General features: G+C 50.4%; 20 protein-coding genes. 2 read left to right on the top strand and 18 right to left on the bottom strand.

Annotated elements, in window-relative coordinates:
* Nucleotides 1–320 precede the first annotated feature (320 nt).
* Both C5S61_RS23620 and C5S61_RS23615 read left to right on the top strand, forming a co-directional pair.
* Nucleotides 321–1,199, top strand: a complete 879-nt coding sequence (locus tag C5S61_RS23620; protein WP_164689748.1) for a CPBP family glutamic-type intramembrane protease — start codon at nucleotides 321–323, stop codon at nucleotides 1,197–1,199.
* Nucleotides 1,199–2,749 (top strand): PP2C family protein-serine/threonine phosphatase, encoded by a 1,551-nt coding sequence (locus C5S61_RS23615; RefSeq protein ID WP_110519533.1) that lies wholly within the window; start codon nucleotides 1,199–1,201, stop codon nucleotides 2,747–2,749. Before C5S61_RS23620 ends, C5S61_RS23615 begins: the two co-directional genes overlap by 1 nt.
* Here the strand turns inward: C5S61_RS23615 and C5S61_RS23610 are convergent.
* The 18 genes from C5S61_RS23610 to C5S61_RS23525 all read right to left on the bottom strand — a co-directional run bounded on the left by C5S61_RS23610 (nucleotide 2,746) and on the right by C5S61_RS23525 (nucleotide 21,359).
* Nucleotides 2,746–5,262 carry an ATP-binding protein gene (locus tag C5S61_RS23610; RefSeq protein WP_110519531.1) on the bottom strand — a complete coding sequence of 839 codons (2,517 nt, stop codon included), beginning with the start codon at nucleotides 5,260–5,262 and terminating at the stop codon, nucleotides 2,746–2,748. The genes C5S61_RS23615 and C5S61_RS23610 overlap by 4 nt on opposite strands.
* A gap of 9 nt (nucleotides 5,263–5,271) precedes the next feature.
* On the bottom strand, nucleotides 5,272–7,056 hold the full coding sequence (locus C5S61_RS23605) for an ATP-binding protein (protein ID WP_124033498.1): 1,785 nt from the start codon (nucleotides 7,054–7,056) through the stop codon (nucleotides 5,272–5,274).
* 3 nt (nucleotides 7,057–7,059) lie between these two features.
* Entirely contained in the window at nucleotides 7,060–8,145 is a 1,086-nt protein-coding gene (locus C5S61_RS23600) for a tetratricopeptide repeat protein (protein ID WP_110519527.1), read from the bottom strand.
* A gap of 70 nt (nucleotides 8,146–8,215) precedes the next feature.
* Nucleotides 8,216–8,734 (bottom strand): adenine phosphoribosyltransferase, encoded by a 519-nt coding sequence (locus tag C5S61_RS23595; RefSeq protein ID WP_110519526.1) that lies wholly within the window; start codon nucleotides 8,732–8,734, stop codon nucleotides 8,216–8,218.
* Nucleotides 8,731–9,168 carry a hypothetical protein gene (locus C5S61_RS23590; protein ID WP_012191904.1) on the bottom strand — a complete coding sequence of 146 codons (438 nt, stop codon included), beginning with the start codon at nucleotides 9,166–9,168 and terminating at the stop codon, nucleotides 8,731–8,733. Before C5S61_RS23590 ends, C5S61_RS23595 begins: the two co-directional genes overlap by 4 nt.
* A gap of 65 nt (nucleotides 9,169–9,233) precedes the next feature.
* Nucleotides 9,234–9,974, bottom strand: coding sequence for a 5-oxoprolinase subunit PxpA (gene pxpA / locus C5S61_RS23585; RefSeq protein WP_110519524.1), 741 nt, complete (start codon nucleotides 9,972–9,974; stop codon nucleotides 9,234–9,236).
* Nucleotides 9,971–10,759 (bottom strand): mechanosensitive ion channel family protein, encoded by a 789-nt coding sequence (locus tag C5S61_RS23580; RefSeq protein WP_110519522.1) that lies wholly within the window; start codon nucleotides 10,757–10,759, stop codon nucleotides 9,971–9,973. Before C5S61_RS23580 ends, pxpA begins: the two co-directional genes overlap by 4 nt.
* A gap of 20 nt (nucleotides 10,760–10,779) precedes the next feature.
* Nucleotides 10,780–11,436 (bottom strand): DUF4230 domain-containing protein, encoded by a 657-nt coding sequence (locus C5S61_RS23575; protein ID WP_110519520.1) that lies wholly within the window; start codon nucleotides 11,434–11,436, stop codon nucleotides 10,780–10,782.
* A gap of 21 nt (nucleotides 11,437–11,457) precedes the next feature.
* Nucleotides 11,458–12,159 (bottom strand): DUF4230 domain-containing protein, encoded by a 702-nt coding sequence (locus tag C5S61_RS23570; protein WP_110519518.1) that lies wholly within the window; start codon nucleotides 12,157–12,159, stop codon nucleotides 11,458–11,460.
* 133 nt (nucleotides 12,160–12,292) lie between these two features.
* Nucleotides 12,293–13,969, bottom strand: coding sequence for a C40 family peptidase (locus C5S61_RS23565; protein ID WP_110519516.1), 1,677 nt, complete (start codon nucleotides 13,967–13,969; stop codon nucleotides 12,293–12,295).
* A gap of 453 nt (nucleotides 13,970–14,422) precedes the next feature.
* On the bottom strand, nucleotides 14,423–15,559 hold the full coding sequence (locus C5S61_RS23560) for a glycosyltransferase family 4 protein (RefSeq protein ID WP_164689747.1): 1,137 nt from the start codon (nucleotides 15,557–15,559) through the stop codon (nucleotides 14,423–14,425).
* 64 nt (nucleotides 15,560–15,623) lie between these two features.
* Complete coding sequence (locus C5S61_RS23555) at nucleotides 15,624–15,938, bottom strand: hypothetical protein (protein ID WP_110519512.1); 315 nt, start codon at nucleotides 15,936–15,938, stop codon at nucleotides 15,624–15,626.
* A gap of 59 nt (nucleotides 15,939–15,997) precedes the next feature.
* On the bottom strand, nucleotides 15,998–16,765 hold the full coding sequence (locus C5S61_RS23550; protein ID WP_110519510.1) for a 3-hydroxyacyl-CoA dehydrogenase: 768 nt from the start codon (nucleotides 16,763–16,765) through the stop codon (nucleotides 15,998–16,000).
* Between the two features lie 192 nt (nucleotides 16,766–16,957).
* Entirely contained in the window at nucleotides 16,958–18,112 is a 1,155-nt protein-coding gene (locus tag C5S61_RS23545) for a thiolase family protein (protein WP_110519508.1), read from the bottom strand.
* A gap of 404 nt (nucleotides 18,113–18,516) precedes the next feature.
* Nucleotides 18,517–19,788 carry a serine--tRNA ligase gene (gene serS / locus C5S61_RS23540; RefSeq protein WP_110519506.1) on the bottom strand — a complete coding sequence of 424 codons (1,272 nt, stop codon included), beginning with the start codon at nucleotides 19,786–19,788 and terminating at the stop codon, nucleotides 18,517–18,519.
* 19 nt (nucleotides 19,789–19,807) lie between these two features.
* Entirely contained in the window at nucleotides 19,808–20,389 is a 582-nt protein-coding gene (locus C5S61_RS23535; RefSeq protein WP_110519504.1) for a hypothetical protein, read from the bottom strand.
* Nucleotides 20,386–20,847 (bottom strand): hypothetical protein, encoded by a 462-nt coding sequence (locus C5S61_RS23530; RefSeq protein ID WP_110519502.1) that lies wholly within the window; start codon nucleotides 20,845–20,847, stop codon nucleotides 20,386–20,388. The genes C5S61_RS23535 and C5S61_RS23530 overlap by 4 nt, the downstream gene beginning before the upstream one ends.
* On the bottom strand, nucleotides 20,844–21,359 hold the full coding sequence (locus C5S61_RS23525; RefSeq protein ID WP_110519500.1) for a hypothetical protein: 516 nt from the start codon (nucleotides 21,357–21,359) through the stop codon (nucleotides 20,844–20,846). Before C5S61_RS23525 ends, C5S61_RS23530 begins: the two co-directional genes overlap by 4 nt.
* Nucleotides 21,360–21,466: the final 107 nt, after the last annotated feature.

Here is a 21,466-nt window from a genome sequence, read left to right as displayed (position 1 = left end):
CGAGCCATGGGGCTTTTTTAACGACGAAGAACACGAAGAGCGCGAAGGTTTCGTTTTTTGCCACAGATTGCACAGATTATTTTTGATTATGTCCTCCTAGCCCAAAGCCAATAGCCAAATCCCCGACCCCCAGCACCTAATCCCCGATCCCCAGCCCTCAATCCCCGATCCCGAACTGCTGAACCTTGGTCTCTATGTTCTATGCTCTGTGTTCTATGTTCTTTTTGGCTTCAACCCTCATAATTCATCCTTCATCCTTGCTCTATGTTCTATGTTCTTTTCCCTATGCTACAATAGCCCTCACGACCAACGGAGGCCCTATGTCGCTGCTTGCTTTTCATCAACTTGAAACCCCAGAACGCCGTTTGTTGCAACGCCCACCATGGCGCTATGGGCTGACAATTGGATTGACGCTGCTTGGTGCCGCGGCCATGATTTTATGGGGCGCGACGTTTGAAGGCCAAGTAGCACAAGGGATTGTGACCGAGGTTGGTTCGTGGGTGCTGTTTACGGTTGTTTTTTGTGGGCTAGCTTGGTTTCGCCAGCCACACGCCAAACGCCGCACAGCCCTGCTTTTCGGATTTTGGGCGGCGGTGGCAATTGTGGTCAATGCTGCTGCCAAACATGGCCTAAACCAGCATTTTTTGGCAGCAGGCTTGGGCGATTCGCCACGCTTGTATTGGGCTGGCTTATTTTTTATTCCCCCAATTTTACTGCTTTGGTACTCACAACGCGATCAACACTTGCAACAGCATGGCCTACACCTGCGCAAATGGCGCGATCAAGTGTCGCTTGGCTTGTTAGCAGGAGTGTTTATCGCGCTGCATTTTTTATCGACGGTGCGCTTTAGTGGCATCGTTGGCCTCAGCATCAAACCTTGGCAATATATGTTTTGGTCACTAGGCTTCGAGGTCTTTCAATCACTGGGCGAAGAATTATTTTTTCGTGGCGTGCTCTTGCGTTCGTTGCAAACGATTTATAAGCTCAATTTTTGGCTTGCCACTGCCATCACCACGCTTGCCAATTTGAGCATTTATTTGATTCGCAGCCAATGGCAAAATCCGATTCAAATGGCAGGCGTGGTCATTTATTTGTCGATGATTTCGATTGCTGCTTCGCTCTTGTTTCGCCGCTATCAAAGCGTCGTGCCAGGCTACCTGTGTAATATCGTGTTTAGTTTTAGTGCGATTTTACGCTGATGAATCGTGCCCACCGCCAGCGTGATGTGATTAGCATCAGCCTTTTGCTCTTGGCCATTACGATTGTGATGTACCTTGGCGAAGGCCGTTGGGCAGCTGCGCCAGCCTTGCGCTACCTGTATTTAATTCCAATTGCCCACGCAGCGATGGGTTTTGGCGTGATGGGCAGCATGGCCGTAGCGATTTTGGCCGATCTGCTGTTTGCGCCGCTTGTTGCAACTTCACTTGCTAAATATGGCTTAGTTGGTGCGCCAACAATTGAAATTATTGTAACTTTGGTTTTGATGCCGATCTTGGCTTATTTTGCTGGTAGCGGCTGGGGTCGGCTGAGTCGTCAGCGCGAGCTATATCAATTTTTGAGCCGCATGGGCGATTTATTTGGTCGTTCGCTGCCGCGCGATCAACTGCTTGGCGAGATTTTGCAACAGGGCGGCACGTTGATCGATGCCCAGGCAGGCGAGATCATTTTGCTCGAAAAAACTGTAGCACGCATTGCCGCTAGTTGGGGCTTTGAAGCCCAAGCCACTGCTGCCTACCAAACCAGCTTGGCTGCCTATATTCTCAAACGAAACGAACCATGGTCGGCGACCAGCCTCGAAAATAACAGCGATTTTCAGCGGGTTGGCTTTGGTCAGCGCATCGATGCAGCCTTGGCCGTGCCGCTACGCTTAGAAGGCAAACCAATCGGCTTATTGGCCTTCTACAATCGGCTTGGCGGCTTTAGCAAACAAGAGCAAGCCACGGTCGAAGCTATGGGCAGCAAAGTCGAGGTTGTGTTGGAGAACTTTCGCCAAATTGAGGAGCGCTCAGAGCGTGCCCGCTTGCAACGGGAGTTTGATTTGGCGGCTGAGGTACAGCAACGCTTTTTGCCCCAGCAATTGCCAACCATCAGCGGCTACGAAATTGCTGGCTTTACCCAACCAGCTCGTGAAGTTGGCGGCGATTTCTTTAATGTCATCGATTTGGCCGACGATCGTTGGTATCTTGGGGTTGGTGATGTTTCGGGCAAAGGCGTAGTCGGAGCGTTTTTCATGGCCATCGCCATGAGCGTGATCGATTTATATTTGCACGACAGCCCGCCCAGCAACCAATTGAGCCTTGCCAATCGGCTTAATCCGCTGTTTTATCGGCGTATGGCCCAGCAAAAAATCAATACTGGCTTGGCCTATGCCATGCTCGATGCCAAAACTGGCCAGTTGCAATTGGGCAATGCAGGCTTGATTTCGCCCTTGCATGTGCGCAAAGATGGCCAATGCGAGTATCTCGATTTGACTGGGTTTCCCTTGGGCGCGGTTGCTAACGCTCAATACACCGAAGCAGCCTTGGAGCTTCAGCCTGGCGAGAGCTTGATTTTCGTCAGCGATGGTGTAGTTGAGGCCGCCAACAGCGAGCGCGAATTATTTGGCCTGAATCGGTTGCGCAATTTAATTAGTATGCTCAGCCAACGCCCAGCAGCACAGTTGGTCAACGAAATTATGAGCGCCGCCAACCATTGGAGCGACGGCCAATATCAAGACGATATGACCGTCGTCGTGCTACGCCGCAACTAAGCACCGCGATCTTCGTGCAGCGCCCGTTGTAATTCCTCGATTAAGCCCAACGGCGCTAAGCGCACACCCAGCAAATTACTAACTTCCGCCGGATCGGCGTTCAGCACTTCGTCGATGCTGCGAAAATGTTCGGCCAAGGCTTGAGCCAAACGCTCGCTCACAAATTCGTAGCGCAGAAAATCGGTTGCACTCAGGCGGCTCGCTGCTTGGGCGAGATTTAGTTCCTGCAAAGCGCCACGCAACGCATCACCCCGCACGCCCAAATCATACACCGCATCAATCGCCGGAATTGCCAAGCGATCGGCTTCGCCAGCACGCAAGGCGATAATTGGCACATTCGGGGCAAGCGCCCAAACCGCACCCAACGCCAACAAACTTGCTTGGGCTGGTTCGCTGGCATCGACCACAATACACGCCGCCTGTTGCAAGCTTTGCAAACTATGCTCAGTCAGCGAAAGTGCCGCATCAATTCCTACCACGCGCAAAAAGAAGGGCGCACTCTCCAGCACAGCACGTAATTCTTGATTAACTTGGGCATTACCAAGCGTGTTAATCAACAACGCATAAGGTGCGACGGTTGATGCAGGCAGATCAATCGCGCCAGTCGTGCCAGTAATTGCATTCATCAAAGCGCTGGCCACCCGATTATTAGCATCGAAAATTTGCTTAGCATGCTCAGGCTTGACGATGCGTTGCGCACCTTGGGCACTCAACATCAGCGCGTTATTGTAGAGAAAAATCAGCACATCGCGCATTTGAGGATCGCTATAGTGATTTAATGTTGCTACTTGATTAATCACTGGATTGCGTGCATTCAAATAGAGCATGCCTTGGCTAGCAGAATTTTTACGTTCAGCTTTGCGCTCATCAAGCATTGCCCGCAGCAATTGCTTAATCGATTGGCTCAAATTGGGGTCGGCCAACAGCGTATCAACTTGCTCGGTCGTTTCGGAGTTTTCTGAGAAGATCAAGACCGCAGGAATCGATTCGGGCAGATATTGCGCAACTTTGGCTTGCACACCCATCTCGGCGTAGCGTTCTTCGAGTTCCAACCAACGCTCATCTTTGTTGGGCATCGCCTCGAAGATAAAATCGCCGCCAACATCCAAGCGCCGCAGGCCAATATGTTCGGTTAGCTCAGCGTAACGGCGCAAAAACGGCTCATCGGGAAAATATTGGGCATCGATCACCCGCAACCCTTTGGCCGCAAATAACACCGCATGTTGGCCAATCCCGCCAGGCGTGGTGAAATAGAACAACAGCCGTTGATGCGGATCGTCGCTGTTGATGCCGCTGCGCGAAAGTTGCGATTGCTCAAAATAGCGCGGCAAATTCATGCGCCCTGCATCGGTATCAAATAGCACAATATCTTTGATGCGAGCAAAAAGCTCATCGGAAATCAACGCCCACGATTTAATTACCCGATTATGCTGGGTAACGATCTCGCGGAACAAGCGTTGATCGTTGAGCGCTAGTTGCTCAAGATAATTGAGAATCACTTGGCCAAGTGTGCGCTGCACCCGCTCGAAATATTCATCGCGGCGCAAAGCCTCGCGCGAGGTGGTTTCGCGTAAATTGGGGCTTTCGACCACACCTTTGACGAACTTTGCCCACTCTGGCAACAGGCTGCGCTCGCCACGACAAACAAACATGCGCCGCACATAGATAATCAAATCGCCATGTTCGCGCACATTCAAATAGGGCTGCTTGGGAATGAACAGCACCCCGCCAAGTTTGAAGGCTCCGTTATCTTCTTCGATATTCAGCGGAATCACCGCCAACACCGATTCGCTGGGATACAGTTCGTTCAAATAGCGAATATAGTCGCTATCGCTGGCTTCACTATGCCATGGCGCTTGCATCACATTCACTGGGCGCGGCGATGGATCAAGGTAAATCGGCACGCTAAGCAAATCAGCAAACAACCGAATCAGCCGACTAAGCTCATCTTCGCGCAGCAAATGCACTTGGCCCGGCTTTATCGCCACGGTGACGGTTGTGCCAGCAGTGGCGCGGGTGGTTTGGCCCATACGGTACGATTGCTCGCCGGTGCATTCCCACCAAACCGCCGCCTCGCCTTCGCTACGAAACGAACGGGTCACAAACTCAATGCGCTCGCCAATGATAAACGCAGCCAGCATGCCCAAACCAAAGCGCCCAATCAAGCGCTCGGCCAAACTGCGCTCGCCAAGGGCCTCAAGCCGCGAGCGCACAGCATCGGTGTTGCTAGCGCCAATGACCGAGAGAAATTGCTCGACTTCGGCCTCGGTCATACCTGTGCCGTTATCTTCAATCGTCAGGCTGCGGCCAAATGGATCGTAGCGCACATGAATTTCGGGCAACGGCGCATTGGGATCATCTGCTTGGCGCACAAGGCAGGTATCGTGGGCATTTTGCAGCAACTCACGAATTGCCACATGCGGATCGGCGTATAAACTTTCGCCAAGCGTTCGAATCACGCCAGGCACATTAATCGTCATTTGACCTTGGCGAATTCCATGGGGTCGTTGCATACCAACTCCTTAGCGTTGAGTAAGTGCCAGTTCCAGCAGCGACGTTTGGGCATGTTGCACCGCCTCGCCTAGCTCTGGGGTTAGTTCGATGCCGCTAGAAAGCAAGGCATAGCCCCATAAGGCCCGAACAACAGTTGCCCAGCGTTGGTCGCTTGGTTGGCCATCGCGCAATTGCTGAACCAGTGGATTGAGCGTGTTGAGACACAGCACATAATCATCGCTGCGCTTGCGCCCCACCGATTGGACGAAATTGAGCAGGCTTCCACTACCTTTCAACAGGCTATCCACAACTTGTTCACGTTTATAATCGCTGTCACGCATCGCCAAGGCAGCCAAATTGCTCGGCTCGAAGCGCATCGCATAGACCTGCATGCCCAATTGTTCGCAGTGTTGTTCGAGTTTGCGCCATTGGGGGTCGGTTTCAGCTTCGAGCAATTCGGCAATTCCTGCGGTGAGCGGCTGAAAACTTACGCCATGGCGGGCAGCACAATATTTTTTCAGAAATTTTTCTTCGATCAAATTAACGTGCAAAACTGGTACGCCGCGTGCGCCGACAATCGCTCGTTGCTGGGCACTGGGCGGCAAATCATTGAGCACATAAAAAATCGTGCGTTCGCCAGCACCACGCAGCGGAATCCGCTCAAGATAGCGGGTCAAGGTAATTGGGCCAATATCGCTCTCGAAGGTCAACAAATCGGCAACTGCAGCAAAAAATTGGCTATCCTGCACGGCTGCTTGCTTGATGCCGCTGTTATATTGTTTGACCACTTGCAAAAATGTGGCAGGCTCGCGCTGAGCCAAGCGAATTAAAAAGCCACGCACAGCCTCGGCCAAGGCTTCGCGCAAAGCCCGATAGTTGGGCCGATCGATCATAAAGCCTTCGCGGCTGGCAACCAATTCGAGCAACGGCGCATCGATAATCCCACAGACAAATGTCGCCCAATCAGGCAACAATTGCAGATCTTCGCAAACATACATGCGCCGCTGAAACACATCGAGCTTGCGTGGGCGGATTTTCAGGGCTGCTGAACTTGGCATAATTGCCAAAACCCCGCTACATTCTGCATTCTGCTGCTTGATGACGATTGGCTCAACCGCCAAAGGCACAGAGCCAAAGCGATGCTTCACATAGTCGATATATTCATGCTCCGAGCCATCCAAATGCCATGGCCCGTTCATCCGATTGATCGGGCGCGCATCGTCGCCAAGATACACCGGAAATTGAATAAAATCGGCATAGCGAATGATCGTTGCGCGCAACGTGCTTTCATCGAGCAAATTGTAGAAGGCTGGCTCCAGCTCAATCGTGACCGTAGTGCCGATGGTTTGGCGCGTGCCCAGCTCAAGGCTATAATCGGCGCTACCCTGCGAGCGCCACAACACCGCTTGCTCGCTGCCTTCGGCCAAGGTATCGACGGTTACTTGCTGGCCAATCACAAAGGTCGAGAGAAAGCCAATGCCAAATTGGCCAATTAACATTTGAGCAGCGTTCTGATCGGCGGTTGAAAATTTGACTTGGCGGGTTTGGCTAGCCCCAATTGTGGCCAAATAGCGCACCACATCGTCGCGAGCCATGCCAGTGCCATTATCTTCAACAATCAACAAACGTTGGTTTGGCTCGATCCGCACATGAATTGCTGGCTTAAACAGCGCTTGTTGGGCAATCCGCCGCACACACGAATCGCTGGCATTCTGAATCAGCTCGCGAATCGCAACGTGCGGGTCGCTATACAAATTTTCAGCCAACAAACGAATGAGGTGTTCAAAATCAACCTGAAATGTTCCAGTACTCATCACTCAGCGCTTTCCGATTAGACGATCAAACCATGAGCCTTGTTTGTTGGCGATGGGCGCTGATTGTTTTTTGGTCAGCGTTTCGATCCATTCGCGGGCCTCTTTCAGTCGCTGCTCAAGCTGTTGGGTTTGGGCAAAATGATAAGCTTCGTTGGCAAAATACCACGCTTCATCGCTGCGATTCAATTTGTACAAAGCCCGCACATTGGCTAACAACGCCCAAGCCTCATCGCGCGCATGCAAGCGTTGGCGCGCCAAGGCCAGCGCTTCGCGGGCAAACTCCAAGGCTTGTTCGCCCTTCTCTAATTGTAGGGCAATTTCTGCGCGCCACATGGTTGCATCTTGATGATCGTTGGCGCAATCGTAGGCTAAGGCGCTGGCAACATTTTCGCTAAATAAATTAAACGCTTCTTGCAAATTACCTTGTTGATAGTGGAGATGGGCCAAATAGCGCCGCGCCAGCACAACCCAAGCGGGGTTGCCCTCGCGCTGAGCATACTCAAACGAGAGCAAGCCATAACGCAAGGCATCGGCATGGTCTTCCCGCTGCGAATGCAAGCGTTGCAGCACGCGATAAAAGACATAGCGGTAGAAATCGGCGGAGTAGGTATCGTGGCGAATGATGCTCAAGCCTTGTTGGGCATAGCTCAGGGCATCATCATACTCTTGCATGGTCATGGCGTTGCCAGCAAGCAAGCGTAAACAATCGAGTTGCCAAGCGCTGGTATTGCGGGCTTGGGCTTGCTGCAAACAATCGAGCAACAAGGCCTTAATTTCAGGCCAACGACCTTTGAGATCAAGGTCGATCAATGCGCTACACAGCCGAATCGTCGCGACTAATTCATAGTGTGGCTCGTTGAGCTGCCGCGCGCGCGCCAACATCGTGGTGGCCAACTCCAAGGCCTGCTGACTTTGGTCTAAGTTCATGAGGGCTGCGGTAAGCTTTTGGTAGCACAGCAATTCATTATCTTTATCGGCTTCCTGCCGCGCGATGACGATTCCCTGCTCCAACAAACTCGCAGCGCTGCGAAACTGGCCTTGCCGAAAAAGCTGAGTTGCTTGATTACAAAGATCGGCGGCGTAACCCATCGCACCAACCTCCCGCCATTGGACAACCTAAGACCAGCATGCTTGGGCGCGTGCTGGCCTCATTGTCGGTTTAGTATTGAATTTGGGCGTAATATGGCCGATCGCCAAGTTTTTCGCCCCCACCTAAAAAGGTCAATTCAATTAAAAATGCTGCCTCAACCACCTCGGCCCCAAGCTGATTGAGCAAATCGCAGGCCGCGACCACGGTTCCGCCAGTTGCCAAAAGATCGTCGATAACAACCACGCGAGCGCCAGCTTGCAAGGCATCGTGGTGAATTTCCAAGCGATTAGTGCCATATTCCAAGCTATAATCTACGCCGATGGTTTGGGCTGGCAATTTGCCCGGCTTACGAATGGGCACAAAGCCAATCCCCAAGCGCAATGCTAATGGCGCACCAAAAATAAAGCCCCGTGATTCAATGCCGACAATCGCTTGTAATTGCTGGTTGGCATAGCGCTGGGCAAAGTGATCAATCGCTGCATCGAATGCTGCTGCATTGCCCAACAACGGCGTAATATCTTTAAATTGAATCCCTGGAATTGGAAAATCGGGGATATTGCGAACAAACTGAGTTAAATCGAGGCTCATTCAATAATTTCCTTGGCCGCACCCGGCCCAGCTTCAATATAACGACGAGCAGCCGCCACCAATTGGGTTAGCCGACCATCAACAATTTTGCGCCATTCAGCTGATTCTTGATCAGTTAATGCGCCGCCGCCGTAATGCAACTCCATGGCCAGCTCCCAGCCACGGCGTAAGGCAAATTTTTCGATAATCGCTTGGCGATCTTCGGGCCAGCGCTTGATATAGCGTTGAAAGGCGGTTACTAATTTTTTGGAGCCATCAGCGTTGAGTGCGGGCAAGTCGAAATAGTTGTTATTGGCATCTTCCGGCGCAGGGCTTTTGGCGCTCGAAAAGTAAATTGTTTGGGTAGTAAAACAATAGCGTGCCTGACCTGCCTTCTCATAATCGCCGGGATTGCTGGCAATTGCCCCAATCAACATGCGATCAGTGATTGTCATAGGCTACTCCTGTCTGGATTGTGCTATAGCGAGTCTAGCATAGCCAACACGCCATCGCAAGTTGCTCAGCATGCTGCCCGAATCGTCATAGCTTCGGCTACTAGCGCAGTACGAACCGCTTGGGCAAAAGCTAGCGCTTGCGGCGTATCGCTATGCAAGCACAAACTTTGCACGGTTAACCTGATTGGTACATTAGTATAACTTGGAAATGGCATGCCTTTGGCAAGCGCTAAAGCCTGTTGGAGTGCCACCGTCTGGTCGTGATGCACGGCCCCTGCCAAACTACGCGAACGCAATTGGCCATCAAGTTCATAGGCTCGGTCGATAAAGCCTTCGGCGATCGTCTGCACGCCTGCCGCTGCCGCTTGTTCGAGCAATACGCTACCAGCCAAGCCCATCAAGGCCAGCGTTGGGTCAAGCTGCTTGATGCTGGTGATCAGCAATTGAGCCAAATCGGGATCACGTGCAGCCTGATTATATAAAGCACCATGCGGTTTAACATAGCGTACCTTAGTCCCCTGCTGGGCTGCCAAATGTTGTAACTGCGCAATTTGCTCAATTATGCTGGCCTGTAGTAGGCTTGGCTCAATTGCCAACACCGCTCGCCCAAATTGCGCTTGATCAGGGTAGCTTGGATGCGCCCCAACGCAAACATTGTGCTGCTGGGCCAAACTCAAGGCAACGAGCATGCTCTGTTCATCACCAGCATGGCCGCCGCAGGCAATATTGCACGACGAAAGCAACGGCATTAATTCAGCATCAAACGCGCTGCCTTCGCCCAAGTCTGCATTGAGATCGATGCTCATGCCAGCCAATCCTCAGCCAGTGCTTTGGCCCGCAAGCGTTCAGCCAAATTCGAGCGCACGAGATTACTATCCACGCCCTTCGATGGCAGCCAAAAACGGGTCTCAACAATCAGGCCATCGGATTTAACCGCAGTAATTAGCACTTCGGCGGCTGGTTTTTCCAGCACATGCTCAGTAGTACGGGCAATTTCAGTTAAGGCTTGTAAAACTGGCGCAAAATCAACATCACGTTTGAGTGTTAGCTCAACATTGTGGCGGCGTTGCACATAGCGAGTCAAATTAGTGATTGTACCAGTGTAAATCGTGGCGTTTGGCACCATCACCTCACGGCCATCGGCAGTGCGCATGGTCGTAGCGCGTACCGCAATATCGGTCACAGTGCCCTCATCATTGCCAATTAAAATGCGATCGCCAACCCGAAACGGGCGTTGAAACAACAACAAAATGCCAGCTGCCAAGTTTTTGGTGATGTCTTGCAAGGCAAAACCGATAATTAAACCGCTCACGCCCAAGCCAGCCACAAACGAAAGCGCTAGCTGGCCCCAGCCCATCACCAACAACACAATCACCAAGCCAGCAACAATCACCAAAATGCGCACTAAGCGCAAAATCAAGCTTTCGGCTTCGCTCGGCAGCTCAACCCGCTTTAGCACACGATTGGTCGCACCGTTGGCCAGCCGAATGCCATAGCGCAAGGTCAATAAGATGACGATTGCAGCCAGCACCCGTGGCAGCACCCGAATCGCAAATTCTTGCGCTTGCTGCCCCCATAGATTCCAATCCATAGACGATCCTCATACTTGGCTTATTGCGGTTTGGTTGAGTAGAGAACCGAGCCATTCGAGGCCCGAATAGTGATATTTGTATAACCAACATCGGTGAGTAAACGGCCAAGCTCTTCGCTCGCTTGTTGTTGGGCTTGCGAGAGAATACCTTTTTCGAGCGCATCTTTGGTTACTGACTCTTTGAGCATTTGCTGAGCTTCAAGCGTCATATTCGCCATATCATGGGAACAGCCAGGTACAAAAACAGGTCCATCTTGTTCAAGGATTCGGCTATTTTGGGTATCTAACTCAACACTGAGAATTTCGGGATCAGGCAATTGAATTTCAACAACAGCACTATCAAGATTCCCATCATTTTCTACTTGCAGCTTATCTTCTTTAATTTGTTGAAGATCAATTCCAGCCTGAATATTGAACGAGGCAAAATAGGTCACCTTCTCAGTACATAAGCCTAAGAATCCCTTTTCCTTTTCGATATCAATATTTTTACTTAAATACATATTCATTGTTGATAATTTAGCTTGACGACGAATTGCTTCAATAACGGTTGTGCCATTATTGATAGTTACTTTTGGTTCAGGCGAAAAAAGATTCATCCCACCACTAAAAGCACTATAAGCACCAAAAACGATCAGGCCGAATAAGACGAGGTAAAGCACTAACTTTATCGTTTTCATGAGTTACTCCTTCGATTACTATTATTGGCCAATCTTCCGAATTTGCGTCCCATTATGATCGAAAATCGTAACATTACGATAGCCAACATTTTGGAGAATTTTAAGAATTTCTTCTGCTGAATTATATTCGGCATTCTTTAAGATTCCTCCATCCTTAGCATCTTGTAATGCTTGTTCTTGGAGCTTCTGTTGTAACTTAGTAACTAATTCAGCAGTATTATCATTACATAAGGGTACTGATGCACCATCTTTAGTAATAATGCCACTATTCTTCAAATCTAACTCATTACTCACAATTGTTGGTTCTGGTAAATAAATTTTAACATTTGCCTCTTGAGGATAGCCATTTTTGGTAATTTCATAGCGAAATAAATTCAGGTTCACTCCAGCCTTAATATCAAAATAGGCGCGATATTGAACATCATTTTGACAAAGATCCAGCCATCCAGATTTACTACTTTCTACGTCAATTTTGGGTATTCGAGTTGATGCAGCCAAGAGCATTGATTCACGCTGGAAAATTTGTTGCACGGTTGGGCCAGGAGTTGGGGTGGGAAGTGGAGTAGACGTTGGAATAGCTGTATTCGTTTTAGGAATTGTCGTTGGGATAGCAGATTGAGAATTGTTTGCAAAGAATGCAAATCCTACTCCAATTAATATAGCTAAGGCAACGAATGCAAAAATCATGGAAAGGCGGCCCGAAGATCCTTCTGTCGAAGCCATAAGCAATTCTCCTTTTGATATGGAATTCGAGCATATGTAGGGATATAGTAGCCGAGATTAAGCCAAAAAACAAAAGAAGCGTCCCACAAATTGTGGAACGCTTCTTGCTTTACGTATGTCTATGGAACAGCAACTAGCGATAAGGCCGCAGCGCGCCGTAATAGTGATTGAGCCAGTAGCTGCTGTAGATGCTGACTGCACCAACACCCGAAGCGGGAGTCATTGCATTGACCATAACGCCGTCGCCAACGTAGATGCCTACGTGAGTGATGCCAGGGCCAGCAGTGCCAGCGTAGAACAGCAAGTCGCCTGGTTGCAAGTTGCTCATGCTACCGATGAAGGTACCATAGGCGCTGCTATATTGGCCAGCAGCACTGTGAGGCAAGCTCACACCAACTTGGCGATACAAGTACTTGGTCAAGCCGCTGCAATCGAAGCCGCTACCTGGGCTTTCGCCACCCCAGCGATAGTTGTAGCCAACATAGGCCCACGCCATCGAAGCAACATCACCACTAGCAGTACCACCACCACCGCCACCGCCGCCACCAGCAGGTTGAGGCTTAGCGGGATTGCTCTTTTTAGGAGCAGGCGCAACAGGCAGTGAAGGAACATTATCGGTAAATGGCACCCGGCGGAACACAAAGTTGCTCACATCAACCAGATCTTGTGAAATCCAGCCTTTGGTACCTTTGGCTGTTTCGACTTTGACCCATTCTTTGTAACGAGCCAACAAACCTAATTCAGCGCCTTTGCTCAGCTTACCCAATGAATCGAACTTGGTGCTTGGGCCAGAGCGCAGGTTGACACCTTCGTCAGTTGCCCAACCAACCAAAGCTGGGTTGGCTGATGGAATCGATTCAGCTTCGGCGATGCGATCAGCTACGCCAGCTTCAAGATTCAGAAATTCTGCTGAAACCCAACCAACAGTACCTTCACCAGTTTCAATTTGATACCAGCCTTGATAGCGGGCCAACAATGAAACTTGGCTATCGATGCCCAGCTTCTTCATACTGATATAGTCAGTACCAGGGCCGTCACGCAAGTTCAAATTGTCTTGGGTGATTTTGCCCACTTTAGCTGGTGGTGGGGTTGGCACATTTGGCGCATCGGGCAAGGCATCGATCACTGCTTGATCTAAATCAAGCAAATCAGCAGCGAGCCAGCCTTCTTGGCCACCTTCGGTGCGCACTTGCACCCAATCGGCGTGGCGAGCCACAACCTTTACTTTGGTGCCAGTATCTAATTTATCTAAGCGATCGAATTCAGTGCTAGGGCCATTGCGCAAATTGGCAATATCGCCACTAATCACTGCTTCGGGATAGGTCGGAGTATTATTAACTGGTCGGCCTACGGGAATAACCAACGAATCATCAAAGTCTGGGCTGCTAATTGGCCCATCGCCAACACCTGGATCAGGCGTGGCCTCTGAATCATTGAGGGCTGTCAACGGTGCTGGTTCGTTACGGTGGGTCATGGTCATCAAACCAAGCGCTGGCCGAACTTGGCGTTCAGCAGTTGGCGATGCGCTGACCAGAATTGCTGTATCGACCTGCGGCGTGGTGGCATTTTTGTTGACCACTAACCCAACAGGCAACAGCGAAAGCACCATGAGATGAAGTAGGTAGCGACGTGGGGCTTTGCGCAGGTACGATGGAACCGCACGAAGTGCAGAAACAGAACGGGCATTTACGCGTTGGCGTAAACCGGTCGTTCGTAAAAGCGAATTTTCGTTGTTCACAGCCCGCTGCTGGAAGTCTTGCAGATCATGATCTTCTTGGATCAGATCATTCGAGGACTTAGCATCTTGCATGCAGCTGTAACCTCCCTATTATCGAACGCGGCTTAATGATATCGCGCCGACAATTAATAATTAACGTTTATGCATCGTGCAATGCCGAAAGGGAAGTTAACATATTTGTTCCATGTTTGCAAATCTCAGCTATTTTTCAGACTCCTAGCTTAAGCTTTTCAGCTGCTTGTCAGATAGGACTTTTAGCCCATTCCAAAGCCATAAATCAGCTGATTTTCGTTCTTTTTAGCACATATTTTCTTGAAAATGGATGAGAAAACTCTAATCATTATGTGATGTTAAGCACAAAGTTGACCATAATTTCGTTGTAAAATTAAGCTCATTTTTACCATTTTTCGTCACATTATTAATATTATTTAACTCAAATAAGCAGCTTTTTGGCCCCACGTTAAGCGGAAAAAGTGGCAGTTTAAAGGATTTAGGGCTTTGCAAGCATCCAAAAACGATCAAACCCTAGGCTTTCTCATAAACCTTAATCATCTGGGCTGCAAAGCTGTGCCAATTAAATTGGCTGGCGCGTTGCAAACCACGTTGGCGATATTCGGTATTTAATGCTTGATCATTTAACATTCGCAGCATTGCCATGGCCCATGCTTCGGTATCGTGCGGCGGCAGCAAAATTCCAGCTTCGCCAACGATTTCGGGCATGCTACTGGTATTTGAAGAAATGACTGGCGTGCCACAACTCATCGCTTCTAATGGTGGCAAGCCAAAACCTTCATAGGTCGAAGGCCAAACAAATGCATGCGCTCCAGCAAATAGCGCCGCATTTTCTGTATTCGTCACGCGACCAGTAAAAATAATATCAGCAGCTAAATCTTCATCGAGAATTGTGGTTTCTAAGGCTGGAAAAAATGCTGAAGTTACTTTAGGGCGATTGCCAGCAATGACTAATTTAATTGGTTGCTCGATTCGACGACGCACACGGCCAAATGCGCGCAGCAGTGTCGTGAGATTTTTACGCACATCAAAGCCGCCAATATAATAAAAATAGGGCTGGGTAATATTAAACCGTTGCAAGGTTTGGCTAATTTGTGCTTCGCTCTGCGGTTGATAATCAGGCGCAACGCCTTCATAAATCGTATGTACTTGTAAGGCATTGACTTTCAAAATATCAATAATATCATCGCGGGTATGGTCGGAGACGGCAACTAATTGGCGGCAACGCCGCACAGCGCTGGTTGCGAGCGCAGTATAAGCCCGCATCACCATTGAGCCACGGTAGACAGGCAAAATTAATGGAATCAGATCGTGCACCGTTACCACGGTTGGCACTAATTGGCGGCGTGGCGGCGCATAATAAGGCACGTGCAACATATCAACCGCCAAACGCAGGGCAGCCCGTGGCAACTCAACTTGCTCATACCAGATTTTGGCCAATTTTGGGTGCAGCTTATCGAATGGAGTTGGCACCAAATCGACCGCAATATGCGGAATTTGGGGAACTTCGGCATGGGTGTAGGCGGGCAGGAATAGCACATATTCATGCTGTGGCCCAACGTGGGGCAAATGTTCAATTAAATGGCGTAAATATTGGCCGCTGCCCACCATTGGTTCAGCCCAGAACGTGCCACTAATCCCAATCCGCACAATAAATACTCCCATTGCTGCTAGCGATCAGGCTGCATTATACCAGTGCTCACGCCGATTGCCGCTAGTTGCCAAACATTGCCACAACCCAGGTGATTAGAAAAATCGAGAGAATGGTTGGAATCGCTGTAATTAATGGAAAAATACTTTGCAACACTTGAAAGCTCGCCCGCTTGCCGGTGCTCAACTTGGCAGCATCATTGGGATGAATTTCCCATGTTTTGCCTTTAAAGCGCTCGCTCCGCCGAATTTCGACCTGCCAACGCTGGCTTAGCCATTCGCCAAAGAACCAATTTTCGCTGGTACGAACCCCACGCAACCACCACAACAGATTGCCTGCCAAAATTAAGGCAGTTAAGAATAATTGGCTGCCATTCATCAGCATGCTCCTAAAAAACCAAGGCAGTGGTAGATTGTACCACTGCCCACGTCCAACATTTACTTATAACCCATACGCAGGGCACCATCCAAACGAATGGTCTCACCATTTAACATTGGGTTCTCGAGAATATGCTGGGCCAACATGGCAAACTCAGCAGGGTCGCCCAAGCGTGGCGGGAAGGGCACTTGAGCCGCTAAAGTTTGGCGCGCAGGTTCTGGCAAGCCAGCCAACAACGGCGTATCAAACGTGCCTGGAGCAATCGTCATCACCCGAATGCCATGGCGAGCCAATTCGCGGGCGGCAGGCAAGGTCAAGCCAACAATCGCGCCTTTCGAGGCACTATACGCTACTTGGCCAATTTGGCCATCGAAGGCAGCAATCGAAGCAGTGTTGATAATCACCCCACGTTCGCCAGCGGCGTTTGGCTCGTTTTGGCTAATGCGTTCAGCACCCAAGCGCAGCGCATTAAACACACCATTGAGATTAACTTGCATAACCCGATTGAATGATTCGAGGCTATGCACACCATTACGGCCCAGAATTTTCTCGGCACTACCAACGCCAGCGCAGCTAATCACTGCTTGCAAGCACCCATTAATCGCAATTGCTTGATCCAAAGCTGCGGCCAAAGAGGCTTCATCGGTTACATCGCAAGCCACAAATTGGGCATTTGCGCCTAATTCATTGGCCAGTGCTGTACCAACTTCTGCATTGCGATCGGCAATCACAACCTTGGCTCCAGCGCTATGCAAGCGGCGCACCGTCGCGCCACCCAAGCCCGAAGCTCCACCAGTCACCACCACACTCAAACCTTGAATTTCCATTGTGGTTCCTTATTTATATGGGGCTGGTTGTTGGGGGCTGGGGATCGGGCGCAAGGTGGCTATTGGCTTTTGAAGCATACCAAAACGTTCCGATAGCCATGAGCCAAATATGCTCTATGCTCTATGCTCTATGCTCTATGTTCTATGTTCTTTGCTCTACTAATCCCCGATCCCCAACAACCAATCCCCGCGCTATACTCGCTCAATAATCGTGGCGGTTGCTTGGCCATGGCCGATGCACATCACTTGCAGGCCAAATTGGGCATCGCGGCGTTCGAGTTCGTTGAGCATTTTGCTCATCAACACCGCGCCAGTTGCGCCCAAGGGATGACCATGGGCAATCGCGCCGCCATTGGGATTGACCCGATTTGGATCAAGCTTGAATTCGCGCAGCCATGCCAACACCACCGAAGCAAAAGCCTCGTTAATTTCAACCAGATCAATATCGTTGATGCTCAAACCTGCTTTGGCAAGCGCTTTGTGGGTTGCAGGAATTACTTCGAGCAACTGCATGCGTGGATCGCCAGCGGCAACCACCCGCGCACGGAATTTGGCGCGTGGCTTGAAACCATCGGCGAGTGCTTGTTCACGTTCGCCAATTAATACCACCGCAGCACCATCGGAAATTTGGCTAGCATTGGCGGCAGTAACCACACCATCGGCGCGAAACACGGTTTTGAGCTTGCCCATTTTGGCGCGATCAGCCTCAAAGCGAATGCCTTCATCGTAGAGCAATTCGTGGGCATTGCCAGCTTTATCGCTGCCAACAATTGGCAGAATTTGGCTGCTAAACCAACCAGCTTTGGTTGCGGCGGCGGCACGCTGATGGCTCTCGAAACTCCAATCATCAAGCTCAGTGCGCGACAATTGATATTTCTCGGCAATCAATTCGGCGGATTCGCCTTGATGCACAAGCTGGTGTTTTTCGTTAATCGCAGGATTAAAGGTGGCAAAATCGCCAGTGACATCGCTAAACATTGGCACGCGGCTCATCGATTCAACGCCGCCAGCAATCACGTAGCGCACATCACCTGCGGCAACTGCTTGCGAGCCAAAATGAATTGCCTGTTGGGCCGAGCCACACATGCGGTTGAGGGTAACCGCAGGCACCGTAATTGGTACGTTTGAAAGCATCACGCCCAAACGGCCAATATTTGCGCCTTGTTCACCAGTGTTGGTAACGCAACCAGTGACCACATCTTCGATTAACGTTGGATCAATTCCAGTGCGTTCAATCAGGGCATTGAGCACATGGGCATACAAAACATCGGGGCGCACGTCGCGCAAGCTGCCCTGTTGGCGACCAATCGGCGTGCGAACTGCATCAATTAACACTGCTTCAGCCACGAGGCTACCTCCTTGGAGCTACTGACCACCTGTGTTATCAGCGAGTATAGCAGATTCTAGCGCGAGGATTAGATGCCCTCACCCCAACCCCTCTCCCGTGGCGCGGGCGAGGGGCTTTCACTGCGTGGTTTTTCCATGATTTCGGGTGAAAACGGATGCTCCCCGTGTCCAGTGGGAGAGGGGCTGGCTTACAAGGGTCGGTTGTGAAGATCCCCTCACCCCAACCCCTCTCCCGTGGCGCGGGCGAGGGGCTTTCACTGCGTGGTTTTTCCATGATTTCGGGTGAAAACGGATGCTCCCCGCGTCTAGTGGGCGAGGGGGCTGAGGGGTGAGGGAATTCCATTCAGCAACAGCTATGTTCTATGTTCTATGTTCTTTGCTCTATGTTCTATGTTCTTTGCTCGCTACTTAACAATTCGTTCGATGCCGCCCATATATGGCCGCAGTACCTCGGGAATTGTCACGCTGCCATCGGCATTTTGGTAATTTTCGAGAATTGCAATAATGACGCGGGGCAACGCCAAGCCCGAACCATTCAGCGTATGCACAAACTCTGGTTTTGCCCCAGCTTCTGGCCGATAGCGAATATTGGCGCGCCGCGATTGATAATCGCCGAACAAGCCACACGACGAAACTTCAAGCCATTCGTTCATGCCAGGTGCCCACAATTCCAAATCGTACTTGACGGTGGCAGTGCCCAAATCGGCGGTACACAATTGCAACAAACGATAGGGAATATTCAAGCCTTTGCACACATCTTCGGCGTTGCTAATTAGCGAGAAAAGCTCATCGTAGCTGGTAGCAGGCTCGACCAATTTGACCATTTCGACCTTATCGAATTGATAAAGCCGCTTGATGCCACGGACATCGCGTCCAGCGCTCATTTGCTCGTTACGGAAACATGGCGTATGCGCAACGTAGCGCAATGGCAACTGAGCTTTATCCAAAATTTCTTCGCGATGCAAGTTGGTTACTGGCACTTCAGCGGTCGGAATCAGCCATAAATCGGTATCTTCGATATGAAAAATCGTGTCAGCAAATTTGGGCAAGTTGCCAGTGCCAACCATGGCATCAGCCTTCACCAAGTAGGGCACGGCCAATTCGGTATAGCCATGCTGATCGACGTGCATATCGATCATCCAGCTGATCAAGGCTCGCTGTAAACGCACGCCCAAGCCCTTCATCACGAAAAAGCGGGTTCCGCTCATGCGCACGCCACGCTCAAAATCGAGAATCCCTAGCTCTTCGCCCAGCTCCCAGTGTGGCTTCACCGCAAAATCGGCTTCTTTGATGCTGCCTTCGACGCGCACCACCACATTATCGTGTTCATCCTTGCCAACTGGCACTTCGGGCAAAGGCAGGTTGGGCAAATCGAGCATCAACGTATTTAGCTCAAGATCAATCGCGTTGGCTTGGGCATCAAGCTCGCTAATTTGATCGCCAACCAGTTTCATGGCAGCAATTTTAGCATCGCGTTCGGCTTTATCTTTGGTGCGCGCAACATCTTTCGAGCCAGCGTTGCGCTCGGCTTTGAGCCGTTCAACTTCGGTAATCGCCTCGCGGCGTTTCACATCCAAGTCGAGCACTTGATCGACTAAGCCTGGATCGCGGCCAACTTTGGCAAAACCTTCACGCACAACATCGGGCTGTTCACGAAATAAACGAATATCAAGCATAATAAAACTCCTTGAATAGCTATGCGTCGCTTGACGCGGGAACTTGATCTACTGCTTCAATTGCTACGACAATCCCTGGCCGAATCACGCCAAATGCCACATAGAAGCGATAGGCTTGCTCGGGCTTGGGCAGCGTTTTGCTGTGTTGATCGTTGAGCAAAAACATATATAAACTATCGCGGTGCAAAGTGGCCGAAACGGCCTCCGAGCGATGCACCTTAACCTGATTAACGCTGCCTTCGATGGTTTCAACTTTGGCCTTTTTCAAGCGTTGACGAGCTAAAGCGCCATTAATTGCGCTAATTAATGGAAACAATGCGATTGCCAAGGGAACCCAAAATTGCCAAGAGTTGGTGCGTTGGGTCAGGGCAAAAACCAGAAAAAAACCACCAAAGGCCAAGCGAATCCAAATATCAAAAATCGAGATTTTCAAAATGCGCTTGAGTTGATCAGGGTGCAACTCACCACGGCGATTGCTTTGCAACTCGTCCTTGATGCCCCAAACCAGATCGCTCGTTTGCTGCGGCGCAAGTTGGGCGTTGTGTTCGAGAATTTTGGTTAGTGCTTCGCCGCTTGGGCGTTTGGATTGACGCTTGCTCATGCTGTTTCAACCGCCACAATAATGCCCATGCGCGAAACGCCTTTGGCGACATAAATTGTATAGTTTTGGCCGACGGTCAGCGGCTGCTCGCCTAATTTGGCCAAAAGCGCATACGAGCGTTTGTTGATTACCAACTCTGATTCAAACATGGCAAAGGGCACTGGCCGAATTTTTTCCAGCTGGCCGCTAATCGCCTGCACAACGCCAGTTTTGAGCGCAGCTTGGCTTTGACGACGTGTCCAAGCATTGAAAAGCAGCACCGCACCTAAAGCCACCACAACCCAGCCAAGCACATCGGCGCGCGATATGCCAACCCCCATCAAGGCTAAACCAACAAACAGCATTGGCAAAAATGGCACGCGAAATGCTCGCATTGCTTGGAGCTGGCTTTTTTGGTCGGGGGCGAGTCGTCCTTCGCGATTATGGATTAAATTGGCTGCATCGCCACGAATAATCATACAGATTCCTCTGGTTCTGGCTCATTCAGCGCTTCTGCTGCCAAGCCCCGCTGAGGCTGGGGAATTTCGCCCAATGAGCTATAGATAATTGTTTCAATTTCGTACAAGCGGCGTTGACCGCGCCGCAAGACTGCAAATTCAAGCACTTGGTGGCTGCCTTGATGCACAATTGCTTGGCGAATCCAGCTTTGCAGCACACCTTCACAATGCGGACAGATCGATTTAAGCTCGCCACTTTCGCTACTAGCTTGGGCAACCTCAGCCAAAAAAGCTGGCATTTTGCTAATCTCAGGCAGCGCATGACTAAAATTACATTGTTTACAGCGCACCACAATCGATTCTTGGTCTGGTTGGGCAAATTGGGTGCTGATTGGCCGCTCTTTGGTGGGGTTGAGCAAGTCGTATGATGGTTGTTGCATGCCACCACCCCACGCCAAACGGCTAAAAATCCAGAGAATAATGATCAAGCCAAGAATGCTACCGAAGGTAACTAAGCCGATTTCCCATGACATAAAAAACCTCAAACGCTTGGTTGAGTAAAAATTTCGCCAATTAAAAACGCTCCTCGTCCCTAGAGAAGGACGAAGAGCGTAAACTCTCGTGGTGCCACCTTCGTTCG

Source organism: Herpetosiphon llansteffanensis (assembly GCF_003205875.1).
GTDB classification, from domain to species: Bacteria; Chloroflexota; Chloroflexia; order Chloroflexales; family Herpetosiphonaceae; genus Herpetosiphon; species Herpetosiphon llansteffanensis.
The sequence above is the reverse complement of the archived record's forward strand: the minus strand, read 5'-3'. Positions and strand labels throughout refer to the sequence as shown.